The following is a 23,258-nucleotide window of genomic DNA, read 5'->3' as shown; positions in this document are numbered from 1 at the left end:
CGAGCGTCTACGTGATCTACTCACCACCTGAAACCAAGTGGTGTTGCGACGACCCCTGGAACCCAAGCATCGAGCGGGGCCCTCCGCCGTGCGCCGATCCGGTCGGCTACCGGCTCCGGCGCCGGCCCTCCAGGGTCGTACGGACGTCCGCGTCGTGGTAGTAGGTGCGTCCGCCCTGGGACCGGCGGCGCCACTGGTGCTCGCTGGCATGGCGGTACACACTGCCGGGCGCTATCCCCCACAGTGCGGCGATGTCACCGGCGGCGATCCAGCGCACCTCCTCCGCCGGGGAGTTCCCGGAGTCTCCCGGCTCCCGGACGGACTCCGCCCCGCGCTGCCCCGCCATGAGGCGGCTCAGCTGAAGCCACTCGTGGCCCAGCCAGCGGTGCGCCGGGTCCGTGTCGCAGGTGATCTCGGCCGGGAACCGCGCGTGGCTCGGCCGAACGGTGGCCGTCAGTCCGCCGCTGCAGTCCGGCTTCGTGCAGGCGCCGATCGTCACCCGGCGCAGCGGTTCCGGGTCGATGACCCGCCGTGCCCGGCGCACCAGCCGGGCGACCTCCTCCGAGACCTCACCGGCGGCGTCGTGCGCGGCGAGCCAGTCGGAGTGCCGTACCAGGAAGGCGGCCAGCTCGGCCACAGTGCCGGGCGTCCGTATCGCCGCGGCGTGCCGGCCGCCCCCGAACCGGTCGTCGAGGACCATGGCCGCCCAGGAGCGGAGGACGCCCACGACGGACGAACGCGCCTCGGCTGCCGCGGTGTTGAACGGCATGCCCGGCAGCGGCCCCCCGCTCGTCCGCTCGCGCGGCTGGTCGGAGCCGGCGAGCAGCGTCCCGCACTCCTCGTACAGGCCCGGCAGTGCCTTCAGTTCCGCGACGAAGCGGTGTCCGCACCCGGAGCACAGCCGGGTGTTCTGTTCGGCGTGGCGGCGGGCGCGGCCCGCGGCCTCCTGGCGGCGGCACCCCGCGCCCTCGCACGCCGTCACGACCGCGGTAGTCCGGAACGTTCCCTGGCTCATCAGTTCCCCCATTCGTCGAACCGCCCTCAACTTATTCGCGCGTTTGAGCGAGGACAAGGCGGCGGCTTATCATTTGTGATTCCCGTGTAGTCAATTTCTGCTACCGCTGGGACACCTGTGCCCGATCTGCGGAAGCGCTGCGGTTTTTCGCACCTCTGTAGACCGCCTGACAGAACGTGACAGAGATCTGAGACGAAGCCGGTTGACTCCCGACCCGGAAGCGAAGAAGCTCTTTCGTAGCCTCCGCTGAACTGTGTGGAGATCAGGTCCCGCAATCGACGCACGGACCGTCCGCGCATCTTCGAACCGGTTGCCAGAGTCCCTTCCGGCTATTCCCGTCAGCGGTTTCCGATGCCTATTCGGCTGCCCTTCCAGGCATTCTTCCGGCTGTGCCTTCAGTCGCTTCTCACGCCTTTTTCGACCACACCCAAGGAGAGGTACATGGACGCTGCGGTGATCATCGCGGGCGCCGGTCCGGCGGGGCTCATGCTCGCCGGGGAACTTCGGCTCGCGGGAGTGGAGGTCATCGTCCTGGAGCGGCTGGCTCAGCGGACCGGGGAGTCCCGCGGTCTGGGCTTCACCGCGCGGACGATGGAGGTCTTCGACCAGCGTGGCCTGCTGCCCCGGTTCGGCGAGATCGAGACCAGCAACCAGGGTCACTTCGGTGGTCTGCCGGTGGACTTCGGCGTGCTGGAGGGCGCCTGGCAGGCGGCCAAGACCATCCCGCAGTCCGTCACCGAGACACAGCTGGAGGAGTGGGCCACCGACCTGGGCGCCGACATCCGGCGCAGCCATGAGCTGCTGTCCCTGACGGACCACGGGGACAGCGTCGAGGTCGAGGTGCGCGGCCCTCAGGGTGTGCACACGCTGCGCGCCTCCTACCTGGTGGGCTGCGACGGCGGGCGGAGCACGATCCGCAAGGCCGCCGGCTTCGACTTCCCCGGCACCGCCGCCACGCTGGAGATGTTCCTGGCGGATGTGAAGGGCCTCGACCTGGAGCCCCGCATGATCGGGGAGACCCTGCCCGGCGGCATGGTCATGGTCGGCCCGCTGCCCGGCGGCATCACCCGGCTGATCGTCTGCGAGCGCGGCACCCCGCCGCAGCGGCGCACCGAGGCGCCCACCTTCGAGGAGGTGGCGGCTGCCTGGAAGCGGCTCACCGGTACGGACATCACACACGGCGAGCCGGTGTGGGTCAGCTCCTTCGGTGACGCCACCCGTCAGGTCACCGAGTACCGGCGCGGCCGCGTCATCCTGGCCGGCGACTCGGCGCACATCCACCTGCCGGCCGGCGGGCAGGGCATGAACACCAGCATCCAGGACTCGGTGAACCTCGGCTGGAAGCTGGCCGCGGTGGTGAACGGCTGGGCCCCGGAGGGCCTGCTGGACACGTACCACGGCGAACGCCACCCGGTCGGGCAGCGGCTGCTGATGAACACCCGCGCCCAGGGCCTGCTCTTCCTGAGCGGTCCCGAGGTGCAGCCGCTGCGTGACGTGCTGGGCGAACTCATCCAGTACCGGGACGTCAGCAAGCACCTCACGGGCATGGTCAGCGGTCTGGAGATCACGTACGACGTCGGCACGGGAAGCCACCCGCTGCTCGGCAAGCGCATGCCGCACCTCGAACTGGTCGGCGAGTCCCGCAAGACCAGCAGCACCGAGCTGCTGCACGCGGGCCGGGGCGTCCTGCTCGACCTGGAAGACAACCCCCGGCTGCGGGCCAGGGCCGCCGCCTGGTCGAGTCGTGTGGACATCGTGACCGCCGCCCCGCACGGGGTCTCCGAGGACGGCGCGCTGCACGGCACGTCCGCGGTCCTGATCCGTCCCGACGGCCATGTCGCCTGGGCCGCCCCGGGCTGCCACCACGACCTGCCGATGGCCCTGGAGCGCTGGTTCGGCGCCCCGGTCGGCCACCTCACCGTCTGACGGCCACCGCACCCGCCCGTCGGCGTCCCAGGTGCTGACCACAGGGACCGCCCGACCGTTCAGGAGCCACCCATGACCCCACACCCCGTCATGCTCACGCCTCCGCGTCCCGGGCCTGCGGAGGAGGGCCGCGCCATCGAGCGCGCGGCACTGAAGGTCTTCGCTCGCGAAGGATGCACCCGGACCCGGCTCGACACCGTCGCCGCGGAGGCGGGTGTCTCCGTGAGCACGCTGCTGGAGCACCACCGTGACCGGGACCGGCTGCTGCTGGCGGTCGTCCTGAACAGTTCCGCGTCGGTCGCCGCCGCCTTGGCGGACATCGCGGAACGCCAGTTGTCCGGCGGCGGCCGTACCGACCTGGAGGCCGACCTCGTCGCCTTCGGCAAGGCCTGGCTGCGGCCGCTCGCCGACTTCCCCGAGCACTTCGCCCTCGTGCGGCAGCTCACCGCCGAGGTCGAGCGGCTGCCGGCGGATGTCCTGGAGGTCTGGCGCAGCTCGGGCCCGCAGCGGGCCGAGCAGTCGCTGGCCCGGGCGCTGCGGAAGGTGGCCGAGCTGGGGCTCCTCGACATCGAGGACGCCTGCGGAGCGGCCGAGCGCTTCGTCCTGCTGGTCGCGGGTCCGGTCGCCCAGCGGTCGTTCCACGGCGCCGTCCCGTTCACCGACGCCGAGACGGACGCGCTGGTCACCAGGGGCGTACGGGACTTCCTGCGCCTCTACCGGCCCGCGACGGCCGGCTGATCTCCCGGCCGGTCTCCGCCGGTCCGGCCGCCCCCATCCGCCCACGGAAGAGAGAGAAGCATGCACAGCACCCTGATCGTGGCCCGTATGGATGCCGAGTCGAGCATCGACGTGGCCAAGCTCTTCGCGGAGTTCGACGCGACCGAGATGCCCCACCGCATGGGCACCCGCCGTCGTCAGTTGTTCTCGTACCGGGGCCTGTACTTCCACCTGCAGGACTTCGATTCCGACAACGGCGGCCGGCTCATCGAGGAAGCCAAGACCGATCCGCGCTTCGTCGGAATCAGCGAGGACCTCAAGCCCTACATCGAGGCGTACGACCCGGCGACCTGGCGGTCCCCGGCCGACGCGATGGCCACCCGCTTCTACAACTGGACGGCCTCCTCGTGAAGCCGTCCGCCGACATCATGGGAGGCGGTTCCTAGTGGAACGCCGCGTAGTAATCACCGGAATCGGAGTGCTGGCCCCAGGCGGTATCGGCACCAAGAACTTCTGGAGCCTGCTGAGCGAAGGCCGCACGGCCACGCGTGGGATCACGTTCTTCGACCCCTCCTCGTTCCGTTCCCAGGTCGCCGCCGAGGCCGACTTCGACGCCGAACTGCACGGCCTCGGCCCGCAGGAGATCCGGCGGATGGACCGGGCCGCCCAGTTCGCCGTGGTCACCGCCCGGGAGGCGCTGGCCGACAGCGGTCTGGACCTGGCGGGTTTCGATCCCCACCGCACCGGGGTGACCATCGGCAGCGCGGTCGGCGCGACCACCGGACTCGACGACGAGTACCGGGTGGTGAGTGACGGCGGGCGGCTCGACCTGGTCGACCACGCATACACGCCGCCGCACCTGTACAACCACTTCGTGCCGAGTTCCTTCTCGGCCGAGGTCGCGTGGGCGGTCGGCGCCGAGGGCCCCAACACCGTGGTCTCCACGGGCTGCACCTCCGGTCTCGACTCGGTCGGACACGCCGTCGAGCTGATCCGCGAGGGCAGCACGGACGTGATGATCGCGGGCGCCACGGACGCGCCCATCTCGCCCATCACCATGGCGTGCTTCGACGCGATCAAGGCGACCACCCCCCGCAACGACGACCCCGAGCACGCCTCACGGCCGTTCGACGGCACCCGCAACGGGTTCGTCCTCGGCGAGGGCTCCGCGGTGTTCGTCCTGGAGGAGCTGTCGGCCGCCCGGCGGCGCGGCGCCCATGTCTACGCCGAGATCGCCGGCTACGCCTCCCGCTGCAACGCCTTCCACATGACCGGGCTGCGCCCGGACGGCCGCGAGATGGCCGAGGCGATCACGGTGGCGCTCGACGAGGCGCGGCTGAACCCCGAGGCCGTCGACTACATCAACGCGCACGGTTCGGGCACCAAGCAGAACGACCGGCACGAGACGGCGGCGTTCAAGCTGAGCCTCGGAGAGCACGCGTATCGCACTCCGGTCAGCTCGATCAAGTCGATGGTGGGGCACTCGCTGGGAGCGATCGGTTCCATCGAGATCGCCGCGTCCGTGCTGGCGATGGAGAACAACGTGGTGCCGCCCACCGCGAACCTGCACACCCCCGACCCCGAGTGCGACCTCGACTACGTGCCGCTCACCGCGCGGGAGCACACCACCGACGCGGTGCTGACGGTCGGCAGCGGATTCGGCGGGTTCCAGAGCGCGATGGTGCTGGCCCGTCCCGAAAGGAGCGTGGCATGAGCGCGCGTACCCCCCGGGCCGTCGTCACCGGAATCGGAGTGGCCACCCCCAACGGGCTCGGCGTGGACGACTTCTGGTCGGCCACCCGGGTCGGCAAGAACGCCATCGGCCGCATCACCCGGTTCGACCCCTCGCCGTATCCGGCCACGCTGGCCGGTGAGATCCAGGGGTTCACAGCCGAGGACCACCTGCCGAACCGGCTGATCCCGCAGACGGACCGGATGACCCGGCTGGCCCTGGTGGCCGCCGACTGCGCCTTCGAGGACGCCGGGGTGAAGCCCGGTGACATCCCCGAGTACGACATGGGGGTCGTCACCGCCAGCACCTCCGGCGGGTTCGAGTTCGGCCAGAACGAGCTGAAGAAGCTGTGGAGCAAGGGCAGCCAGCACGTCAGCGCCTACCAGTCGTTCGCCTGGTTCTACGCGGTCAACAGCGGCCAGATCTCCATCCGCAACGGAATGCGCGGGCCCAGCGGAGTGGTCGTCAGCGACCACGCCGGCGGTCTCGACGCCATCGCCCAGGCACGGCGGCAGATCCGCAAGGGCAGCAAGCTGATCTTCTCCGGCGGCTTCGACGCGTCGATCTGCCCCTGGGGCTGGGTGGCGCAGCTCGCCAGCAACCGGATCAGCACCCGCACGGAGCCCGAGCGCGCGTACCTGCCGTTCGACGCCGACGCCAGCGGATACGTGCCGGGCGAGGGCGGGGCGCTGCTGATCCTGGAGGAGGCCGAGGCGGCCCACCGCCGGGGCGCGCAGAACGTGTACGGCGAGATCTCCGGCTACGGCGCGACGTTCGACCCCAAGCCGGGCTCGGGCCGGGAGCCCGGGCTCCGGCGGGCGATCGAGCTGGCGCTGGCCGACGCGGAGCTGGCTCCGGACCAGATCGACGTGGTGTTCGCGGACGCCGCCGGCACGCCCGCGCTGGACCGCGCCGAGGCCGAGGCGATCAGCGCCGTGTTCGGCGCCGGCCGGGTGCCGGTGACCGCGCCCAAGACGATGATCGGCCGGCTGTACTCCGGGGCCGCGCCCGTGGACGTCGTCTCAGCGGTGCTGTCCATGAGGGAGGGGCTGATCCCGCCCACGACCAATGTGACCCTGTCGCCGGAGTACGACATCGACCTGGTCGCCCACCAGCCGCGCGCCGCCTCGGTGCGGGCCGCACTGGTCCTCGCCCGCGGCTACGGCGGCTTCAACTCGGCCGTGGTCGTCCGCGCCGCCGACTGAGCCGAATCGATTCTTCCCGGGCCGCGCACCACGGCCACGGGATTCCACCACCACTCATGAGGGAGACCCACATGTCCGACAACGAGTTCACTCTCGAGGCTCTCAAGCGCATCCTCCTGGAGGGCGCCGGCGCCGACGAGGGCGTCGACCTCGACGGCGACATCCTCGACACCGAGTTCGAGGAGCTGGGCTACGAGTCGCTGGCCCTGCTGGAGACCGCCGGCCGGATCGAGCGCGAGTTCGACATCGTGCTCGACGACGACGTCTTCACCGAGAACCCCACCCCGCGCGGGCTCATCGCCGCCGTCAACGCGCAGGTCCGGATCTCCGTCGCGGCCTGACCCTCCTCCGGCCCCCCACAGCACGAAACCCACACCCCCCACGCCCCACACCCCGCGGCCGTCGTGCCGACCGGCCTCGGCACGGTCGGCACGACGGCCGCGGCCACATCACCACCCTGCATTGGAGAAGAGATGTCGCAGCAGGACCAGCGCGTCGCCCTCGTCACCGGCGCGACCAGCGGGATCGGCCTCGCCGTCGCCCGCCTCCTGGCGAGCCGGGACCACAAGGTGTTCATCGGGGCGCGCAACGCGGAGAACGTCGCCCTGACCGTCAAGCAGCTCCGCGACGAGGGCCTGGACGTCGACGGCGCCGCCCTCGACGTGCGCTCCGCAGACGGTGTGCGGTCCTTCGTCCAGGCCGCCGTGGACCGTTTCGGCACCGTCGACGTCCTGGTCAACAACGCCGGGCGCAGCGGCGGCGGCGTCACCGCCGACATCGACGACGAGCTGTGGGACGACGTCATCGACACCAACCTCAACAGTGTCTTCCGGATGACCAAGGCGGTGCTGAACACCGGCGGCATGCGGCACAAGGACCGGGGCCGCATCATCAACATCGCCTCCACCGCGGGCAAGCAGGGCGTCGTCCTCGGCGCCCCCTACTCGGCCTCCAAGCACGGCGTCGTCGGTTTCACCAAGGCCCTCGGCAACGAGCTGGCGCCCACCGGCATCACCGTCAACGCGGTCTGCCCGGGCTATGTCGAGACCCCCATGGCCCAGCGCGTCCGCCAGGGCTACGCCGCCGCCTACAACGCCACCGAGGAAGCCATCCTCGAGAAGTTCCAGGCCAAGATCCCGCTCGGCCGCTACTCCACCCCGGAGGAGGTCGCCGGCCTGGTCGGCTACCTGGCCTCGGACACCGCCGCCTCCATCACCTCGCAGGCCCTCAACGTCTGCGGCGGCCTCGGCAACTTCTGACCGGCCCGGCGGACCCGCCGACGGACACCGACAGACATCGACGGACAAGGACCCGAAAACCATGACCAAAGAGGTCGAGCACGAGATCACCGTCCAGGCCCCGGCCGCCGAGGTCTACCGCCTGATCGCCGAGGTGGAGAACTGGCCGCGGATCTTCCCTCCCACCGTGTACGTCGACCATGTCGAGCGCGGTGACCGCGAGGAGCGCATCCGCATCTGGGCGACCGCCAACGGCGAGGTGAAGAACTGGACCTCGCGCCGCACCCTCGACCCCGAGGAGCTGCGCATCACCTTCCGCCAGGAGGTCTCCGCACCGCCGGTCGCCTCCATGGGCGGCACCTGGATCATCGAGCCGCTGGCCGACGGCGCGTCCCGGATCCGGCTGCTGCACGACTACCGGGCGGTCGACGACGACCCGGAGTCGCTGAAGTGGATCGACGAGGCCGTCGACCGCAACTCCCGCTCCGAGCTGGCCGCGCTCAAGACCAACGTCGAACTGGCCCACGCCGCCGCGGAGGTGACCTTCTCCTTCGAGGACACCGTCCAGATCGACGGCTCCGCCAAGGACGTCTACGACTTCGTCAACGAGGCGGACCGCTGGGAGGAGCGCCTGCCGCACGTGGCGAGCGTCCGCCTCGACGAGGTCTCCCCGGGCCTCCAGGTCCTGGAGATGGACTCCCGCGCCAAGGACGGGTCCACCCACACCACGAAGTCGTACCGGGTCTGCTTCCCGCACCACCGGATCGCGTACAAGCAGGTGACCCTTCCGGCGCTGATGTCCCTGCACACCGGCTACTGGACGTTCACGGAGAACGAGGACGGCGTCGCCGCCTCCTCGCAGCACACCGTCGTGCTCAACACCGAGAACATCACCAGGATCCTCGGCCCCGAGGCGGGCGTCGCGGAGGCCAGGGAGTACGTGCGGACCGCCCTGAGCACCAACAGCCGGGCCACCCTGGGGTACGCCAAGAACCACGCCGAGCAGCAGCGCTGACCATGGCCCAGGACTTCACGGAGACCCAGGTGGTCGTGGTCGGCGCCGGACCCGTCGGGCTGATGCTCGCCGGCGAGCTGCGGCTGGGCGGAGCGGAGGTGGTCGTCGTCGAGCGGCTGGCCGCCCCCACCACGGAATCGCGGGCGTCCACCCTGCACGCCCGCACCATGGAGATCCTCGACAGCCGCGGCCTGCTCGACGAGCTGGGCCCGGTGCCGAACGACGTCATGGGCCACTTCGGCGGCGTTCCGCTCGACCTCACCCTCCCCGGCCCCTACCCGGGCCAGTGGAAGGTCCCGCAGGTCCGCACCGAGGAACTGCTCGGGAACTGGGCGACCGGCCTGGGCGCGGTCCTGCTGCGCGGCCACGAGCTGCGCGAGCTGACCGTGACCCGGGACCACGCCGAGGCGGTCGTGCACGGCCCCGACGGCCCCGTACGGCTGCGCGCGAAGTGCGTCGTCGGGTGCGACGGGGAGCACAGCACCGTACGCCGCCTCGGCGGGTTCGACTTCCCCGGCACCGACGCGACGCGCGAGCTGATCCGCGCCGACGTGGCCGGCATCGACATCCCCGGCCGCCGCTTCCAGCGGCTGGAACGCGGCCTGGCCATCGCAGCGCGCCGTCCCGACGGAGTGACGCGCGTGATGCTGCACGAGTACGGGCGCACGGCCGGGCCGCGTACCGGCGAACCCGGGTTCGAGGAACTCGCAGCCGCCTGGCTGCGGGTCACCGGCGAGGACATCAGCGGCGGCACCCCGATCTGGGTCAACGCCTTCGGTGACGTGTCGCGCCAGGCCGAGCGGTACCGCGACTTCCGGCTGTTCCTGGCCGGCGACGCCGCACACGCCCAGATGCCGATCGGCGGCCAGGCGCTCAACCTCGGGCTGCAGGACGCCGTCAACCTCGGCTGGAAACTGGCGGCCCAGGTCTGCGAACGCGGCCCGGACGGCCTGCTGGACAGCTACCACACGGAACGGCACGCGGTCGGCCGCCGGACCCTGGGCAACATCGGGGCGCAGTCCCTGCTGCTGCTCGGCGGCGAGGAGGTCGAGGCGGCCCGCGAGGTCGTCGCGGAGCTGGTGCGGCACGAGGACGTCCGCACCCACCTGGCCGGCATGATCTCCGGCCTCGACGTCCGGTACGACGTGGGGCCGGGCGGTCACCCGCTGCTCGGTGCCCGCCTCCCGCACCTCGGCCTCACCACCGAGGACGGTCCCACCACCAGCCTGGCGCTGCTGCGTTCCGGGCGGGGACTGCTGCTCGACCTGTCCGCCGACGCGGACCGCGCCGCCGGGCTGCGTGCCTCGGCCGCCCCGTGGGCCGGTCTGGTGGACACGGTGGCCGCCGGACCCGTCGGCGGGCAGGACGCCCTGGCGGGCGCCGCCGCCGTCCTGGTACGCCCCGACGGCCACATCGCCTGGACCGGATCCGACGGCGAGTCGGATCTCACCACCGCGCTGCGCCGCTGGTTCGGCGCCCCGGAGCTCATCGCCGCGGCGCCTTCCGCGGCCGGCGCGACGGCCGCGACCGGAACGGTCCCGGCCGCGCCCCACACGTCAACGAAGCGGAGAGAACACGACATGGGCAGGCTCAGCGGAAAGACAGCACTCGTCACGGGATCGAGCCGGGGCATCGGCCGGGCCACGGCCGAGCGGCTGGCACGGGAGGGCGCGCTGGTCGCCGTTCACTACTCCTCGAACCGGGAGGCGGCCGACGAGGTCGTCGCCTCGATCGAGAAGGACGGCGGCCGGGCCTTCGCGGTCCGCGCGGAACTGGGCGTCTCCGGCGACGTGCACGAACTGTTCCTCGGCCTGGAGAGCGGCCTCAAGGAGCGCACCGGCGCGACCGACCTGCACATCCTGGTCAACAACGCCGGGGTGATGGGCGGGGTGGCCCCGGAGGACACCACGCCGGAGCAGTTCGACCGGCTCGTCGCGGTCAACGCCAAGGCGCCGTTCTTCATCATCCAGCGGGCCCTGAAGAACATGCCGGACGGCGGGCGGATCATCAACATCTCGTCCGGTCTCACGCGCTTCGCGAACCCGCAGGAGATCGCGTACGCCATGACCAAGGGCGCCGTCGAGATGCTCGCCCTGCACTACGCCAAGGCACTGGGCCCGCGTGGGATCACCGTCAACAGCGTGGCCCCCGGCATCACGCGCAACGGCAACCCGGCCTTCGACATCCCGGAGGTCGTCGAGCAGATGGCCGCCCTGTCCACCTTCAACCGCGTCGGCGAACCCCAGGACGTGGGCGACGTGGTGGCGTTCCTCGCCACCGACGACGCCCGCTGGATCACCGGCGCCTTCATCGACGCCAGCGGCGGCACGCTGCTCGGCTGAGAGCCGTCGGCGCGCCCCACTCCCCCCGCCCGGCGCGCCGGCCCGGCCGGCCGCAAGCCCTTCCTCGCGGCCGGCCCCACCCGCTCCGGGCCGGGTGACCCGGACCCCTCCCCCCGGTCCCGTCACCCGGCCCGGCCCACGCCCCGTCCGGCGGACCCCCGACCGGACGACCCCCGACGGAACAGAACCTCTGGGATGGGACCATGACGCTTCCGACCAGCACCCCGGCCCGCGGGCGGACGATGTCCGACGCCCGCTGGAGCCCGGCCCTGTGGGGCCTGCTGTTCGTCCTCGCCGGCAACATGCTCATCGACGCCCTGGAGGTCTCCGTCGCGGTCGTGGCACTGCCCGCGATCGGCGCCGACCTCGGCATCCCGGCGCGTCAGGTGCACTGGGTGGTCACCGCCTTCGCCGTCGGCTTCGGCGCCCTGATGCTGTTCGGCACCCGGGTCGTCGCGGTGCTCGGCCGCCGTCCGGTCTACCTCGCGGCCCTGCTCGTCTTCGCCGCGGCCTCCCTGGCCTCGGCGTTCGCGGACGGTGTCCTGCCGCTCGTCGCCACCCGCCTGCTCAAGGGCTTCTGCGCCGCGCTCACCGCGCCCACCGGGCTCGCCATCATCGCCGCGACGTTCCCCGAAGGACGTGCCCGCGGCCGGGCCGTGTCCGTCTACACCCTCTTCGGCGCGAGCGGCTTCTCCGCGGGCCTGCTGCTGTCGGGCCTGCTCACCGAGGCCGACTGGAGGTGGACCTTCGCCTTCCCCGCGCCGATCGCCCTGCTGCTGTTCCTGTGCGGTCTGCGGCTCATCCCGCGCGACGCCCCGAACCCCGAGCGGCCCCGCCACTACGACGCGGCCGGAGCGCTCACCCTGACCGGCGGCGTCGTGCTGCTGGTCCTCGCCATCGGCTCCGTCCCGGCGAGCGGCTGGGTCCATCCCCGTACGCTCCTGGCCCTCCTCGGGGCGGCCGTGCTCCTGACCGCCTTCGTACGGCACGAACTGACCACCCGTACGCCGCTGGTCCGGCTCGACCTGCTGGTCAACAGGCCCCTGGTCAGGTCGGCTCTCGGAGCGGCGGCCCTCAACGGGTCGTATCTCGGGATGCTCCTGGTCGTGACGGTGCACCTGCAGCGAACGGCAGGCTGGTCGGCCCTGCAGACCGGGCTGGCGATCCTGCCCGCGAGCGTGCCCCTCGCCGTGTCCGCGCTCCACTCGGGACGGCTCGTGAACCGCTTCGGGGCGGCCCGGCTCATCGCGCTCGGCGCGGTGTTCCCGCCACTCGGCCAGGCGGCGCTGCTGGCCGGCCTCGACGCCCCGGTGCGCTACACGACCGGGGTCCTGCCCTCGATGCTGCTGGTCGGCGCGGGCTTCGTCCTCTGCTTCACCGCCCTGCACCTGCAGGCGACCTCCGCCGTCCCGGCCGGACGCCAGGCCGAGGCGAGCGGCATCTACCAGACCGCCGTCCAGCTGGGCGCCGTGCTGGTGCTCGCCCTGGTGGCGGCGCTGCAGCCGATGGGCCACCGTGCCGCGCTGCTGCTGGTCACCGCCGTCGGCGCACTGGGCCTGATCATCGCCCTCGGCGGCGTGCTGCCCCGCCGTGAGCGTCCCCTCAACCCGACTTTGGAGAACGAGAGATGACCCCCACGCACACCATGGAAGGGGGCTGGGACTGGGACGACTGGGAGGACTGGGACCCCGAGCCCGGCCCACCGGTCGCGGTGGACCCGCCCGACCCGGCCCGCCTGGCCTCCGCCCCGCTCCCCGAGCGCACCCGCGTCATCGACCGGTACGTGCGCGAGGAACTCGGCCGCGTCCTCGGTGTGGCCCCCGAGCTGATCGACACCACCGGCCGCCCCATGCGGAGCCTCGGCATCGGCTCGATCACCGGCATGGAACTGCAGCACCGCATGGAGGCCGCCCTGCACGTCGAGGTCAACCTGCAGCGGCTGCTGCTCGCCAACAGCGCCGCCGAGCTGATCGACTGCCTCGCCGGGCAGCTCGGCGGGGACGGCCACTCCCACCCGTACCCGGCGCCCGCCCACACCCTGCCCCGGCACGTCGGTGCCACGGCCACGGCATGACGGGCCCGGCCCCGGTCCTCACCTCGCCCGCGGTGGCGCCCGGGCAACTCGACCTGTGGCTGGTGAGGCCCCCGAAGACCGGCGGCGCGGCCTCGCTGGACCTGTCCCCGCTCGACCGGAACGAACGGCACCGCGCGGCCTCCTTCGTGCGTCCCGCCGACGGGCTGCTGTACGCCTCGGCGCACCTCGCCCTGCGCCGGCTGCTCGGCGCGTATCTCGGCATCGCGGCCCGCGACGTCACCTTCGTGCGCGAGCCCTGCCCCTGCTGCGGGAAGTCGCACGGCAGGCCCGCCGTCGCCACGCCGGACCCGCCGCTGCACTTCTCCCTCTCGCACAGCAGCGGACTGGCCCTGGTGGCCGTCGCGGCGGTCACGGTCGGCGCGGACCTGGAGAAGCTGCCCCGCGCCGAGACCGTCGCGATCTGCTCCGAGGCCCTGCACCCCGGCGAACGGGAGGAGCTGGCGCGCGTCCCCGAGACGGAGCGGCAGGAGCTGTTCAGCAGGCTGTGGACGCGCAAGGAGGCGTACCTCAAAGGACTGGGCACCGGACTGAGCCGCTCCCCGTCCGCGGACTACCTCGGCGCGGACCCGGCCCGGCGGCCCGCGGGCTGGTCGGTGATCGACATCCCGAGCGGCCCCCGGCACGCCGCCGCGGTCGCGGTCAAGGGCGTCGCCCCCGTCCGGGCCACGGTCCGCCGGCTGGCCATGGAGTGGCTGTACACCGACGACGTCGCAGCCCTCTTCGACGCGTCGGCGCGGGAGGAGCGGGCGGTGTGACCGCCTCCCCCGCCCCAGGCCGGCAGCCGCCCCACCGAAGGACCGAAGGAGAGAGGCGTACGCCATGAACAGGACCGCTTTCGTCTTCCCGGGCCAGGGATCCCAACGCGTCGGCATGGGGCGCCACCTCGTCGAACGCTGGCCCGACCTCGTCGACACGTACTACCGCCCCGCCGACGACCTGCTCGGGCTCCCCCTGTCCCAGTTGTGCTGGGAAGGGCCTGCCACCGCCCTCCAGGACACCCCCGTCACCCAGCCCGCCGTGTTCCTCACCAGCCTGGCCACGCTCGACGTGCTGCGCAGGCACGGAGTGCGGCCGGACGTCGTGGCGGGGCACAGTCTGGGCGAGTACGCGGCGCTGGTGTGCGCCGGGGCGCTCGACTGGCGGGACGCCCTGTCGCTGGTGCGGCTGCGCGGGGAACTGATGGCCACGGTCAACGACCGGGCGCCGGGCGGCATGGCCGCCGTCATCGGCCTCGGCCCGGCGGACCTGAAGCGGATCTGCGCCGGTGTCCGGGCGGGCCGAGGCCGTCTCCGGGGTGATGCGGGAGGCGCGCCTGGCGGGCGCCCGCCGGGTCGTCGACCTCGGCGTCCACGTCTCGTTCCACAGCAGCCTGATGGCGGGCGCCGAGGCGGAGTTCGCCGAGGCCCTCTCCCGGACCGCGTTCCGCGCCCCGGAGATCCCGGTGCTCTCCGCCACCACCGCGAGTCCCGTCACCGACGCGGCCGAGGCCGCCGCCGTGCTGCGCCGCCAGCTCAGCGGACGGGTGCGGTGGACGGACACCGTACAGCGCCTCACCGCGGCCGGCGTGGACCGGTTCGTCGAGGTGGGGCCCGGCAGGGTACTGGGCGGGCTGTGCCGCCGCATCGCACCGGGCGCGCGGGTCCGTACGACGGACGACGCGCGCCGACTCGACCAGGCACTCGGCGCGGTCGCCGCCGCCTGAAGCCGTCCGACCTTTCACCTACCTGGAGTTGGGGGATCAGCATGACCACGCACCCTGTACAGGAACGGCTCGACGAACTCGGCGCCATCAAGGAAGCCGCCCGGGCGGGGCTCGACCCCTCCGCCACCGAGCGGCAGCACGCCAAGGGCAAGCTCACCGCGCATGAGCGCATCGAACTGCTGCTGGACAAAGGCTCGTTCAACGAGATCGAGCCACTGCGTCGGCACCGCGCCACCGGATTCGGACTGGAGGCGAAGAAGCCGTACAGCGACGGCGTCATCACCGGCTGGGGCACCGTGCACGGCCGCACGGTCTTCGTGTACGCCCATGACTTCCGGATCTTCGGCGGTGCCCTCGGAGAGGCGCACGCCGAGAAGATCCACAAGGTGATGGACCTGGCCGAGGCCGCGGGCGCCCCTCTGGTGTCGCTGAACGACGGCGCCGGAGCGCGCATCCAGGAGGGCGTCACCGCGCTCGCCGGATACGGCGGCATCTTCCAGCGCAACACCCGCTGCTCCGGTGTCATCCCGCAGATCTCGGTGATGCTCGGCCCGTGCGCGGGCGGCGCCGCCTACTCTCCGGCGCTCACCGACTTCGTGTTCATGGTGCGGGAGACATCCCAGATGTTCATCACCGGACCGGACGTGGTGAAGGCGGTGACCGGCGAGGAGATCACTCAGAACGGCCTCGGCGGCGCGGACGTCCACGCGGGCACGTCCGGTGTCGCGCACCTCGCGTACGACGACGAGGAGAGCTGCCTGGAGGACGTCCGCTTCCTGCTGTCCCTGCTGCCCTCCAACAACCGCGAGCTCGCCCCGGTGGAACACGCCGGTGACCCGGTGGACCGTGCCACCGACGCGCTGCTGAGCCTGGTGCCCGCGGAGCCGGGCCAGTCGTACGACATCCGCGCCGTGATCGAGGAGATCGTCGACAACGGCGAGCACTTCGAGGTGCACCCCGCCTGGGCCGGCAACATCGTCTGCTCGCTGGCACGGCTCGACGGCCATGTGGTCGGCATCGTCGCCAACCAGCCCGCGGCCATGGCCGGAGTGCTGGACATCGAGGCCTCCGAGAAGGCGGCCCGCTTCGTCCAGTTCTGCGACTCCTTCAACATCCCGCTGGTGACCCTCGTGGACGTGCCCGGGTTCCTGCCCGGCGTCGACCAGGAGCACAACGGCATCATCCGGCGCGGCGCCAAGCTGCTGTACGCGTACTGCAACGCGACCGTGCCGCGGATCTCCCTGGTGCTGCGGAAGGCCTACGGCGGGGCGTACATCGTCATGGACTCCCGCTCGATCGGCGCGGACCTGGCTCTCGCCTGGCCCACCAACGAGATCGCGGTGATGGGCGCGGAGGGCGCGGCCAACGTCATCTTCCGCCGGGAGATCAACGCCTCCGACGACCCGGAGGCCGTGCGGCAGCAGCGCATCAAGGAGTACAAGGCCGAGCTGATGCACCCGTACTACGCCGCCGAGCGCGGACTGATCGACGACGTGATCGACCCCCGGGACACCCGCACGGTGCTGATCAAATCGCTGGCCATGCTGCGCGCCAAGCACGCCGACCTGCCCTCCCGCAAGCACGGCAACCCCCCGCAGTGACCCCGGGCCCTCCCGGACGCCCGCCCACGCCCCGCCGAACCACCCATCACACGAGGACATCCATGTCGAAGAAGAAGACCTTCCTGGTCACGGCCGCCACCGGAAACGTCGGACCGCACGCGGCCGCGCAACTGCTGGAGGCCGGCGCCGCCGTGCGCGCACTGGTGCTGAAGGACGACCCGAACACCGGACGGCTGCCCGAGGGCACCGAACTGTTCCACGGTGACCTCACCGACCCGGACAGCCTGGACGCGGCCCTGGACGGCGTCGACGGCGTGTTCCTGATGTGGCCGTTCTTCACCACCGACGTCACGACCGCCCCGGCCGTCACCAAGAAGATCGAGGAGAGCACCCGCAGGGTCGCCTTCGTCTCGTCGGTGGGTGTCCACATCGGTCTGGAGCGGGTGGACAACAACTGCCACGCGTACATCGAGGAGCTGCTGGAGGCGACCGCCCTCGACTGGACTTTCCTCCGTACCACCGGCTTCATGGCCAACGCCCTCGGGTTCGCCGGGCAGATCCGCGACGACGGCACGGTCCGCTTCCCCTACGGCGCCGCCGTGCGTACCTCGGTGCACGAGGCGGACCTCGCCGCGGTGGGGGTGACCGCGCTGCTCACCGGAGCACACACCCAGAGGAAGTACCTGGTCACCGGGCCGGAGGAGCTGTCCCAGCAGGAGCAGGTGCGGATCATCGGTGAGGTCGTCGGACGCGAGCTGCACTGGCAGGACGTGGAACACGACTCGGCCCGCGCGGCGATGGTGGCGTCCGGCTGGCCCCCCGCGTACGCGGACGGCGCACTCGACTACTTCTCCATGATCACCGAGAAGGCGGAACTCGGCTCGACCGTCGTCGAGGACGTGACCGGCCGGCCGGCCAGGACCTTCCGCTCCTGGGCCGAGGAGCGCGCCGATGACTTCCGCTGAGCCCGCCGCGGAGCCCGGCTTCGTCTCCTTCGGCATGCTGCGGGCGGACGGTCCCGAGACGGCCGACGCCCTGGTCGGGCTGCTGACCGGGGAGACGACCCGCTGGGTGCGGCACACCCCGGGATTCGTCTCCTCGCGTGTGCACGTCGGCACCGACGGCACCACCGTGGTCAACCGCGGGGAGTGGACCGACGAGGAGACCTACCGGACCTCCTTCGAGGAGCATCCGGAGGGCGGGTTGCTGCGCTCCCTGGGCACCCGGCGGGGTGTCCTCGCGGCGACCGTCTTCAGGGGCAGTCCCGCCGCCCCGCGGCTGGAGGGCCCCGCGGCGCACGCCCGGCCCGGCGTCGCCGTGGTCGCGACACGGCACCTGGGCGACCGCGCGGCGGCCGACGCCGTGCTGGAGATGCTGGCCGACAGCGGCGCCTGGAAACGGCACCACCCCGGCTTCGTCTCGGCCACGCCCTGCGTCGACCGGAACGGCACCACCCTCGTCAACTACCCCACGTGGACCGACGAGACCGCCTACCGGGAGTGGATGGCCGACCCGCGGATCTCCGAGGGACAGGAGAAGCTGGCGCGCCTCGAAGTCGCCCCGCCCGAGTACGTCCTCTGCCGGGTGGCGGCCCAGATCGACGCCGCCTGACACCCGTCGGTTTGCGCGTACGTGACATCCGTTTCACCGGCTTCTGACATCCGGACAGAAACTTGCAGGACTTCACCGGGATATGTACCGGGGCCTCTTGAAGTTCCTTTCCGAGCCGAAGAAGCTGGTTACTAGAGTCAGCTGATGTGTCTTGTCCGCTGCCAGGGGGTCAGTTATGAATACGTCCGGCCAGGACCATTTCATCCGCGTCGAGAAAGGCTCTCCGAGCGCCGAGGAACTGGCGGCGCTCACCGCCGTGGTGCTCGCCGTGACCGCGGCGCGCACAGCGGAGGACGGTGCCGAGCAGGGTGAACAGCGTACCGCCGGCTGGCGTCGGCCCGAGCGGCAGTCCGGATTCCGCGGACCCCGCACCTGGCGTGAGAATGCGCCGGTCACCGTGCACGACTGAACAACGGGCGTCCGGCGGTATTTCCCAGAGCCGGGCCATCCCGGCTTCATTGCAATTCGAGAGGTCTCACATGTCCGAGAATCCCATCAAGCTCGCCGTCATCATCGGCAGCGTGCGCGGCGGGCGCTTCGGTCCGACCGTGGCGAACTGGTTCGTGGAGCAGGCGAAGGCGCACGGCGACTTCACCGTCGACCTGATCGACCTGAAGGAGTTCCCGCTGCCGGTCGAGATGCCGGCGTTCGGCGAGGAACCGGACGCCGAGACGAACGCGGTGCAGGAGCGGCTGAGCGCCCGGCTCCAGGAGGCGGACGCGTTCGCCGTCGTCACGCCCGAGTACAACCACACCTTCCCGTCCTCGCTGAAGAACGCCGTCGACTGGTTCTTCGACGAGTGGATGGCCAAGCCGGTCGGCCTGGTCTCCTACGGGGGCATGGGCGGCGGCCTGCGCGCCTCTGAGCACCTGCGGCAGGTGTTCGCGGAGGTCCACGCCACGACCGTGCGCGACATGCTCAGCTTCCACAACGCCTGGACGGACTTCGAGAAGGACGGCCGGCCGGTCAGCCCCGAGGGCAGCGAGGACGCCGCCAAGAACCTGCTGAACCAGCTCGGCTGGTGGGCCGAGGCGCTGCGCGAGGCCCGGGGGAAGCGTCCGTACAAGCGCTGAATCTCCCGCTGCGCCCACGCGGCGGCCGCTCCGCGCCGGACTCCGCCCCGATCCGCGCCTGCAGCACACCCGCCGCGCCGGAAACACCCCCCGCGCACGATCCCGCCGGGTGTCGGCCCCTCCGCCGACGCCCGGCGTCCACGCCCCGCCACCGGGCTTCCAGGTCCTTTGCCCCACAACGGAGTTCCCCAGATGAGCCCCCGCCCGGCCTCCCGTCCGGCCCCCGGTCCCCTCCGCCGGGCCGAGAAGGGGTCCACCGCCTTCCGCGTCCGGATCGCCACCGCCCTGGCCACGCTGCTGGCAGGCGTCCTGACCGTCCCCGCGACCGCCCACGCGGTCACCCCCGCGGCAGCGGCTCCGCCGCCGGCCGTGCGGGCCGCCGCGGAGCACACCGCGGGCGTCCGCACGGTGAGCGTCAGCTCCACCGCGACCTCCCTGCACGCTCCTGCGACCCTCGCCCCCGGCATCGTCACCTTCCGCACGACGACCACGGACACCGCATCCGGTTGGATCGGCCTCGCGCGGCCCCGGCCGGGCGTGACGTGGGAGCAGTTCCGCAGCACCCTGATGAAGATCATCAACGCCCACGGTCCGGACATCGTCGAGGGCAGCGAGGAGATGCTGTCCACCGCCGACCTGCTGGGCGGAACGGTCATCTACCCCGACCGGCCCGCCACGTTCACCCAGAAGCTGAACCCCGGTCGCTACTTCCTCTTCGACTACCGGCACATCCGTGACGCCCAGCCGCGGTACCGCACCCTCGCCGTCGAGGGCCGGCCCCACGGCTCGGCGCCCGGCGTCGGCGCCGTCGTCACGGCCAGGATGACCGAGGGCGCGCCGCGCTACGAGGTCACCGGCACCGTGCGGGCGGGCCGGCCGCTGCTCTTCAGGAACGCCATGCCCGAGGGCCAGCCCGCGGAGGCGATCTTCTTCCCGCTGCCGGACGGCGTGACGGAGGAGGAACTGGTCGCCTGGTTCGACAAGTTCGGGGACAGCGGCCGGTTCCCGGAGGACCCCGGGCCGCTCGGTGAAGGGCCCGGCGGCCTGCCGATGTCCTCCGGCGTCTCCTCGGTGCTCCGGCTGCCGCTGCAGCCCGGCCGGTACGTGATCATCGACTGGCTCAGCAGCGCCGAGGACGGCCGCATGCTCCTCAAGCAGGGGCACTACGAGATCATCCGGGTCCACTGACCCGGCCCCACGACAAGGGGAGCGAGCCATGACAGCGACGAACGGGCCGGTCACCGAGCCGGGATTCGTCACCTTCGGCATGCTGCGCACCGCGAGCCCGCAGGCCGCGCGGGAGCTGGTCGGCCTGATCACCGCCGAGGTCACCCGGTGGGTCCGGCACACCGACGGCTTCCTGTCCGCGCGGACCCATGTCGGCGTCGACGGGACCACCGTGGTGCAGTCCGGCCTATGGGCCAGCGAGGAACACTACCTGGCCTCCTTCCCGCACCACCCGGAAGGGAGTGTCCTGCACACGCTCTCGGAGCGGCCGGAGGTCCTCTCCGCGCGCGTGTGCAGCGGTGTCCCCGCGGCCGGTGTGCGGGGACCGGCGGCGGACCGCGCACCGGGCCTGGTCGGATTCGCCGTCCGCCGCCTCGACGGGCCCGGATCCGCCCGCACCGTGCTCGGGCTGCTGGCCCGGAGCGGCCGCTGGAAGAGGACGTCGCCGGGGTTCGTCTCCGCGACGCCCTACGTCTCGCGGGACGGCACGACCTTCGTCAACTGCCCCATGTGGGTGGACGAGGAGGCGTACGACTCCTACATGGGGCACCCGGACCTCCACGAGGGACTGGAGGAGGTGTCCCGGCTGGAGACCGCTCCGCCGGCGTTCCTGCTCTGCACGGTGGCCGCCGACATCGGGGCGCCGGGGCAGAGCCGCTGAGCCGCGGCCGCGACAAGGGCGAAGAGCACCGAGAGGGAGACAGATGACGCAGACCGCCGCACCGAGGACCCACAGCACGGGTTCCCTGAACCAGGGCAAGGTCTCACCGCTCGACCAGGTCCAGTTGTTCGAGAAGAAGTACGATCCGGGGACCCGGAAGATCATCGAGGGGCTCCCCCTCGAACGGCCTTGGCGCTGCCTGGAGATCGGCGCCGGCGGCGGGTCCATGTCCGGCTGGCTCGCCCGGAAGGCGGATCTGGGAACGGTCCTGGCCGTGGACATCGACACCTCCCACCTCAGGGCGGTCCACGCCGACCCGGTGCCGAACCTGACTCTCCGCCAAGCCGATCTCTCCGAGGCGGACTTCACGCCCGGATCGTTCGACCTCGTCCTCGCCAGGGCGGTGTTCGAGCATCTCCCACAGCCCGCGGCCGTGCTGGAGCGGGCCGTGAACTGGCTGGCCCCGGGCGGCTGGCTGGTCGTCGAGGACTTCTACTACCTCCCGCCCGAGGACGCTCCCAGCACGGTCGGCCGGACCCTGCTGGAGGGCTACCTCAACCGGATGCGCGCGCAGGGCGCGGACCTGTGGTGGGGCCGCCGGCTGCCCGCCACCCTCGCCTCGGCCGGGCTGACGTCCGTGTCCTCCCGGATCACCCCGGCCGGGCCCGGCCAGTCCGCCGTCGACGACGAACTGATCGGCCTGCGCCTCGGCCAGGAGGGCCACGTCCTCGTGGAGAACGGCGTGGTCACCGCCGACCGGCTCGCGGAGTTCGTCGGTTCGCTCGGAGATCCCCGGAAGCAGGACATGACGACGCTGCTCGTCTCGGCCTGGGGCCGGCGCCCTCCGGCCTGACGGCCTCCACGGGCCCACCGCACCGCCCCTCCTCCGCACACCGCGGCACGCTGAACCAGGAGTCGTCCATGAAGTCCCCAACGAGCGCCGGACGCGGCGCCGTGCTGCCGATCCTTCTGCTGGCCTCGACACTCACGGTCATGGCCGGGGCGGTCGTCGCGCCCGTGCTGGAGGTGATCCGAGACGACCTCGGGCTCAGCGGCACCGCGGCCGGCATGATCCTCACCGCTCACGGACTGTCCATCGCCATCGCCAGCCCGGCCGTCGGCTGGGCGATCGACCGCTTCGGCGTCCGGGTGCCGCTGGCCGGCGGGCTCGTGCTGTACGGGCTGGCCGGCGGCGCGGGCGCGTTCCTCGACTCCTACGCGGCGCTGATCGCCACCCGTATCGCCTTCGGGGTGGGCGCCGCCGCGGTCTTCGCCGGGACCACGGTGGCCCTGCTCTCCTACTACCAGGGCGAGCAGCGCGACACCGTGATGGGCTGGCGGTCCACGGCCATCAGCCTCGGCGGTGTCGTCTGGCCGCTGCTGGCCGGCGCGGTCGGCGGGCTGTCCTGGCACGCACCCTTCGCGATCTACCTGATCGGTGTGCCGCTCGGCCTGCTCGCGCTGGCGGCGCTGCCCTCGGCTCGGCCGGCCCCCGCACCGGCCGGGACCGTCAAGGAGCGCATCCTTCCCCTCCTGGCGCGCCGCCCGGCGCTGCTCGGCTTCTACGGCCTGCTGATCGCGGCCTCGCTGCTCCTCTACGGCCTGGCCGTGTTCAACCCGTTCCGGCTGGCCGAGATCGGCATCGACAAGCCCTTCCACGTCGCCCTGATCAGCACCACGGCGTCCGTCACCATGAGCCTGGTCGGCTTCGGCTACGCCAGGCTGCGGGCCGCGTTCGGCTACGGTCAGCTGCTGCGGATCACCGCGGTGACCTGGACGCTCGCCTTCGCCCTGCTCGGCCTCACCGGCCACGCCGCGCTCATCGTCGTCGGCAACGGTCTCTTCGGCCTCGGCATGGGCATCCTCATGCCCGCCGTGACCGTGCTGATCGGTGACACCGCCCCGCCCGCGCTGCGCGGCCAGGCCACCGCCCTGTCCGGGACGGCCTCCTTCGCCGGGCAGTTCGTCTCCCCGCTGATCCTCGGCCCCCTCGTCGACAACACGTCCATCACGACCGGGTTCCTGGCCTGCGCGGGACTGGCCGCCGTACTGCTGCTGACCCTGCTCGCCGTCCGCATCACCGATCCGGAGCCCTCCCCGCAGGAACAGGGAGAGCCCGAGCAGGCCGCGGCCTGAC

General features: G+C 72.0%; 23 protein-coding genes and 1 pseudogene. 23 read left to right on the top strand and 1 reads right to left on the bottom strand.

Going from position 1 to position 23,258, the window contains the following annotated elements; all coding sequences use genetic code 11:
• Window positions 1–106: 106 nt before the first annotated feature.
• Entirely contained in the window at window positions 107–1,015 is a 909-nt protein-coding gene (locus I3F58_RS23000; RefSeq protein ID WP_240110563.1) for a hypothetical protein, read from the bottom strand.
• Between the two features lie 441 nt (window positions 1,016–1,456).
• Here I3F58_RS23000 and I3F58_RS22995 point away from each other — a divergent pair, with 441 nt between their 5' ends.
• The 23 genes and pseudogenes from I3F58_RS22995 to I3F58_RS22885 all read left to right on the top strand — a co-directional run bounded on the left by I3F58_RS22995 (window position 1,457) and on the right by I3F58_RS22885 (window position 23,257).
• A complete protein-coding gene (locus tag I3F58_RS22995) occupies window positions 1,457–2,941 on the top strand; it encodes an FAD-dependent monooxygenase (protein WP_240110562.1) in 1,485 nt (494 codons plus the stop codon).
• 72 nt (window positions 2,942–3,013) lie between these two features.
• On the top strand, window positions 3,014–3,679 hold the full coding sequence (locus I3F58_RS22990; protein WP_240110561.1) for a TetR/AcrR family transcriptional regulator C-terminal domain-containing protein: 666 nt from the start codon (window positions 3,014–3,016) through the stop codon (window positions 3,677–3,679).
• A gap of 60 nt (window positions 3,680–3,739) precedes the next feature.
• Window positions 3,740–4,069, top strand: a complete 330-nt coding sequence (locus tag I3F58_RS22985; RefSeq protein ID WP_240110560.1) for a TcmI family type II polyketide cyclase — start codon at window positions 3,740–3,742, stop codon at window positions 4,067–4,069.
• A gap of 34 nt (window positions 4,070–4,103) precedes the next feature.
• The gene (locus I3F58_RS22980; protein WP_240110559.1) at window positions 4,104–5,372 is read left to right on the top strand and encodes a beta-ketoacyl synthase; all 1,269 of its coding nucleotides are present in this window, start codon (window positions 4,104–4,106) and stop codon (window positions 5,370–5,372) included.
• Window positions 5,369–6,595, top strand: coding sequence for a ketosynthase chain-length factor (locus tag I3F58_RS22975; RefSeq protein WP_240110558.1), 1,227 nt, complete (start codon window positions 5,369–5,371; stop codon window positions 6,593–6,595). The genes I3F58_RS22980 and I3F58_RS22975 overlap by 4 nt, the downstream gene beginning before the upstream one ends.
• 71 nt (window positions 6,596–6,666) lie before the next feature.
• On the top strand, window positions 6,667–6,936 hold the full coding sequence (locus I3F58_RS22970; RefSeq protein ID WP_240110557.1) for an acyl carrier protein: 270 nt from the start codon (window positions 6,667–6,669) through the stop codon (window positions 6,934–6,936).
• Between the two features lie 132 nt (window positions 6,937–7,068).
• A complete protein-coding gene (gene fabG, locus I3F58_RS22965; protein ID WP_240110556.1) occupies window positions 7,069–7,854 on the top strand; it encodes a 3-oxoacyl-ACP reductase FabG in 786 nt (261 codons plus the stop codon).
• Between the two features lie 61 nt (window positions 7,855–7,915).
• Complete coding sequence (locus tag I3F58_RS22960) at window positions 7,916–8,848, top strand: aromatase/cyclase (protein ID WP_240110555.1); 933 nt, start codon at window positions 7,916–7,918, stop codon at window positions 8,846–8,848.
• A 2-nt stretch (window positions 8,849–8,850) separates the two neighbouring features.
• Window positions 8,851–11,190: an SDR family oxidoreductase gene (locus I3F58_RS22955; RefSeq protein ID WP_240110554.1), complete on the top strand. Its 2,340-nt coding sequence runs from the start codon at window positions 8,851–8,853 to the stop codon at window positions 11,188–11,190.
• Window positions 11,191–11,393: 203 nt separating this feature from the next.
• A complete protein-coding gene (locus tag I3F58_RS22950) occupies window positions 11,394–12,821 on the top strand; it encodes an MFS transporter (protein WP_240110553.1) in 1,428 nt (475 codons plus the stop codon).
• Window positions 12,818–13,264 (top strand): acyl carrier protein, encoded by a 447-nt coding sequence (locus I3F58_RS22945; RefSeq protein ID WP_240110552.1) that lies wholly within the window; start codon window positions 12,818–12,820, stop codon window positions 13,262–13,264. Before I3F58_RS22950 ends, I3F58_RS22945 begins: the two co-directional genes overlap by 4 nt.
• A complete protein-coding gene (locus I3F58_RS22940; protein WP_240110551.1) occupies window positions 13,261–14,040 on the top strand; it encodes a 4'-phosphopantetheinyl transferase superfamily protein in 780 nt (259 codons plus the stop codon). The genes I3F58_RS22945 and I3F58_RS22940 overlap by 4 nt, the downstream gene beginning before the upstream one ends.
• A 64-nt stretch (window positions 14,041–14,104) precedes the next feature.
• A pseudogene (locus tag I3F58_RS22935) lies at window positions 14,105–14,449 on the top strand (ACP S-malonyltransferase); the annotation flags it as partial.
• 100 nt (window positions 14,450–14,549) lie between these two features.
• Window positions 14,550–14,987: an ACP S-malonyltransferase gene (locus I3F58_RS22930; protein WP_240110568.1), complete on the top strand. Its 438-nt coding sequence runs from the start codon at window positions 14,550–14,552 to the stop codon at window positions 14,985–14,987.
• Between the two features lie 41 nt (window positions 14,988–15,028).
• Window positions 15,029–16,588 (top strand): acyl-CoA carboxylase subunit beta, encoded by a 1,560-nt coding sequence (locus I3F58_RS22925; protein WP_240110567.1) that lies wholly within the window; start codon window positions 15,029–15,031, stop codon window positions 16,586–16,588.
• 62 nt (window positions 16,589–16,650) lie between these two features.
• Window positions 16,651–17,514 (top strand): NAD(P)H-binding protein, encoded by an 864-nt coding sequence (locus tag I3F58_RS22920; protein WP_240110550.1) that lies wholly within the window; start codon window positions 16,651–16,653, stop codon window positions 17,512–17,514.
• Window positions 17,501–18,160 carry an antibiotic biosynthesis monooxygenase gene (locus I3F58_RS22915; RefSeq protein WP_240110549.1) on the top strand — a complete coding sequence of 220 codons (660 nt, stop codon included), beginning with the start codon at window positions 17,501–17,503 and terminating at the stop codon, window positions 18,158–18,160. Before I3F58_RS22920 ends, I3F58_RS22915 begins: the two co-directional genes overlap by 14 nt.
• A 175-nt stretch (window positions 18,161–18,335) precedes the next feature.
• Window positions 18,336–18,569, top strand: a complete 234-nt coding sequence (locus I3F58_RS22910) for an acyl-CoA carboxylase subunit epsilon (protein WP_240110548.1) — start codon at window positions 18,336–18,338, stop codon at window positions 18,567–18,569.
• 70 nt (window positions 18,570–18,639) lie between these two features.
• The gene (locus I3F58_RS22905) at window positions 18,640–19,233 is read left to right on the top strand and encodes an NADPH-dependent FMN reductase (RefSeq protein WP_240110547.1); all 594 of its coding nucleotides are present in this window, start codon (window positions 18,640–18,642) and stop codon (window positions 19,231–19,233) included.
• Between the two features lie 192 nt (window positions 19,234–19,425).
• On the top strand, window positions 19,426–20,421 hold the full coding sequence (locus I3F58_RS22900; protein WP_240110546.1) for a hypothetical protein: 996 nt from the start codon (window positions 19,426–19,428) through the stop codon (window positions 20,419–20,421).
• Window positions 20,422–20,449: 28 nt separating this feature from the next.
• Window positions 20,450–21,121 carry a hypothetical protein gene (locus I3F58_RS22895; RefSeq protein WP_240110545.1) on the top strand — a complete coding sequence of 224 codons (672 nt, stop codon included), beginning with the start codon at window positions 20,450–20,452 and terminating at the stop codon, window positions 21,119–21,121.
• A 43-nt stretch (window positions 21,122–21,164) separates the two neighbouring features.
• Window positions 21,165–21,974: a class I SAM-dependent methyltransferase gene (locus tag I3F58_RS22890; protein WP_240110544.1), complete on the top strand. Its 810-nt coding sequence runs from the start codon at window positions 21,165–21,167 to the stop codon at window positions 21,972–21,974.
• A 68-nt stretch (window positions 21,975–22,042) separates the two neighbouring features.
• Window positions 22,043–23,257, top strand: a complete 1,215-nt coding sequence (locus I3F58_RS22885; protein WP_240110543.1) for an MFS transporter — start codon at window positions 22,043–22,045, stop codon at window positions 23,255–23,257.
• Window position 23,258: the final 1 nt, after the last annotated feature.

Origin of the sequence: Streptomyces sp. MUM 203J (assembly GCF_022414595.1) — a bacterium.
Classification (GTDB): Bacteria; Actinomycetota; Actinomycetes; order Streptomycetales; family Streptomycetaceae; genus Streptomyces.
Note: the sequence above shows the minus strand (reverse complement) of the source record. Positions and strands in the feature narration are given on the sequence as shown.

What these genes read in the sequence shown, in the direction of transcription:
- I3F58_RS23000 (WP_240110563.1), bottom strand. Translation starts at nt 1,015, where the DNA reads ATGAGCCAGGGAACGTTCCGGACTACCGCGGTCGTGACGGCGTGCGAG.
- I3F58_RS22995 (WP_240110562.1), top strand. Translation starts at nt 1,457, where the DNA reads ATGGACGCTGCGGTGATCATCGCGGGCGCCGGTCCGGCGGGGCTCATG.
- I3F58_RS22990 (WP_240110561.1), top strand. Translation starts at nt 3,014, where the DNA reads ATGACCCCACACCCCGTCATGCTCACGCCTCCGCGTCCCGGGCCTGCG.
- I3F58_RS22985 (WP_240110560.1), top strand. Translation starts at nt 3,740, where the DNA reads ATGCACAGCACCCTGATCGTGGCCCGTATGGATGCCGAGTCGAGCATC.
- I3F58_RS22975 (WP_240110558.1), top strand. Translation starts at nt 5,369, where the DNA reads ATGAGCGCGCGTACCCCCCGGGCCGTCGTCACCGGAATCGGAGTGGCC.
- I3F58_RS22970 (WP_240110557.1), top strand. Translation starts at nt 6,667, where the DNA reads ATGTCCGACAACGAGTTCACTCTCGAGGCTCTCAAGCGCATCCTCCTG.
- fabG (WP_240110556.1), top strand. Translation starts at nt 7,069, where the DNA reads ATGTCGCAGCAGGACCAGCGCGTCGCCCTCGTCACCGGCGCGACCAGC.
- I3F58_RS22960 (WP_240110555.1), top strand. Translation starts at nt 7,916, where the DNA reads ATGACCAAAGAGGTCGAGCACGAGATCACCGTCCAGGCCCCGGCCGCC.
- I3F58_RS22955 (WP_240110554.1), top strand. Translation starts at nt 8,851, where the DNA reads ATGGCCCAGGACTTCACGGAGACCCAGGTGGTCGTGGTCGGCGCCGGA.
- I3F58_RS22950 (WP_240110553.1), top strand. Translation starts at nt 11,394, where the DNA reads ATGACGCTTCCGACCAGCACCCCGGCCCGCGGGCGGACGATGTCCGAC.
- I3F58_RS22945 (WP_240110552.1), top strand. Translation starts at nt 12,818, where the DNA reads ATGACCCCCACGCACACCATGGAAGGGGGCTGGGACTGGGACGACTGG.
- I3F58_RS22940 (WP_240110551.1), top strand. Translation starts at nt 13,261, where the DNA reads ATGACGGGCCCGGCCCCGGTCCTCACCTCGCCCGCGGTGGCGCCCGGG.
- I3F58_RS22925 (WP_240110567.1), top strand. Translation starts at nt 15,029, where the DNA reads ATGACCACGCACCCTGTACAGGAACGGCTCGACGAACTCGGCGCCATC.
- I3F58_RS22920 (WP_240110550.1), top strand. Translation starts at nt 16,651, where the DNA reads ATGTCGAAGAAGAAGACCTTCCTGGTCACGGCCGCCACCGGAAACGTC.
- I3F58_RS22915 (WP_240110549.1), top strand. Translation starts at nt 17,501, where the DNA reads ATGACTTCCGCTGAGCCCGCCGCGGAGCCCGGCTTCGTCTCCTTCGGC.
- I3F58_RS22910 (WP_240110548.1), top strand. Translation starts at nt 18,336, where the DNA reads ATGAATACGTCCGGCCAGGACCATTTCATCCGCGTCGAGAAAGGCTCT.
- I3F58_RS22905 (WP_240110547.1), top strand. Translation starts at nt 18,640, where the DNA reads ATGTCCGAGAATCCCATCAAGCTCGCCGTCATCATCGGCAGCGTGCGC.
- I3F58_RS22900 (WP_240110546.1), top strand. Translation starts at nt 19,426, where the DNA reads ATGAGCCCCCGCCCGGCCTCCCGTCCGGCCCCCGGTCCCCTCCGCCGG.
- I3F58_RS22895 (WP_240110545.1), top strand. Translation starts at nt 20,450, where the DNA reads ATGACAGCGACGAACGGGCCGGTCACCGAGCCGGGATTCGTCACCTTC.
- I3F58_RS22890 (WP_240110544.1), top strand. Translation starts at nt 21,165, where the DNA reads ATGACGCAGACCGCCGCACCGAGGACCCACAGCACGGGTTCCCTGAAC.
- I3F58_RS22885 (WP_240110543.1), top strand. Translation starts at nt 22,043, where the DNA reads ATGAAGTCCCCAACGAGCGCCGGACGCGGCGCCGTGCTGCCGATCCTT.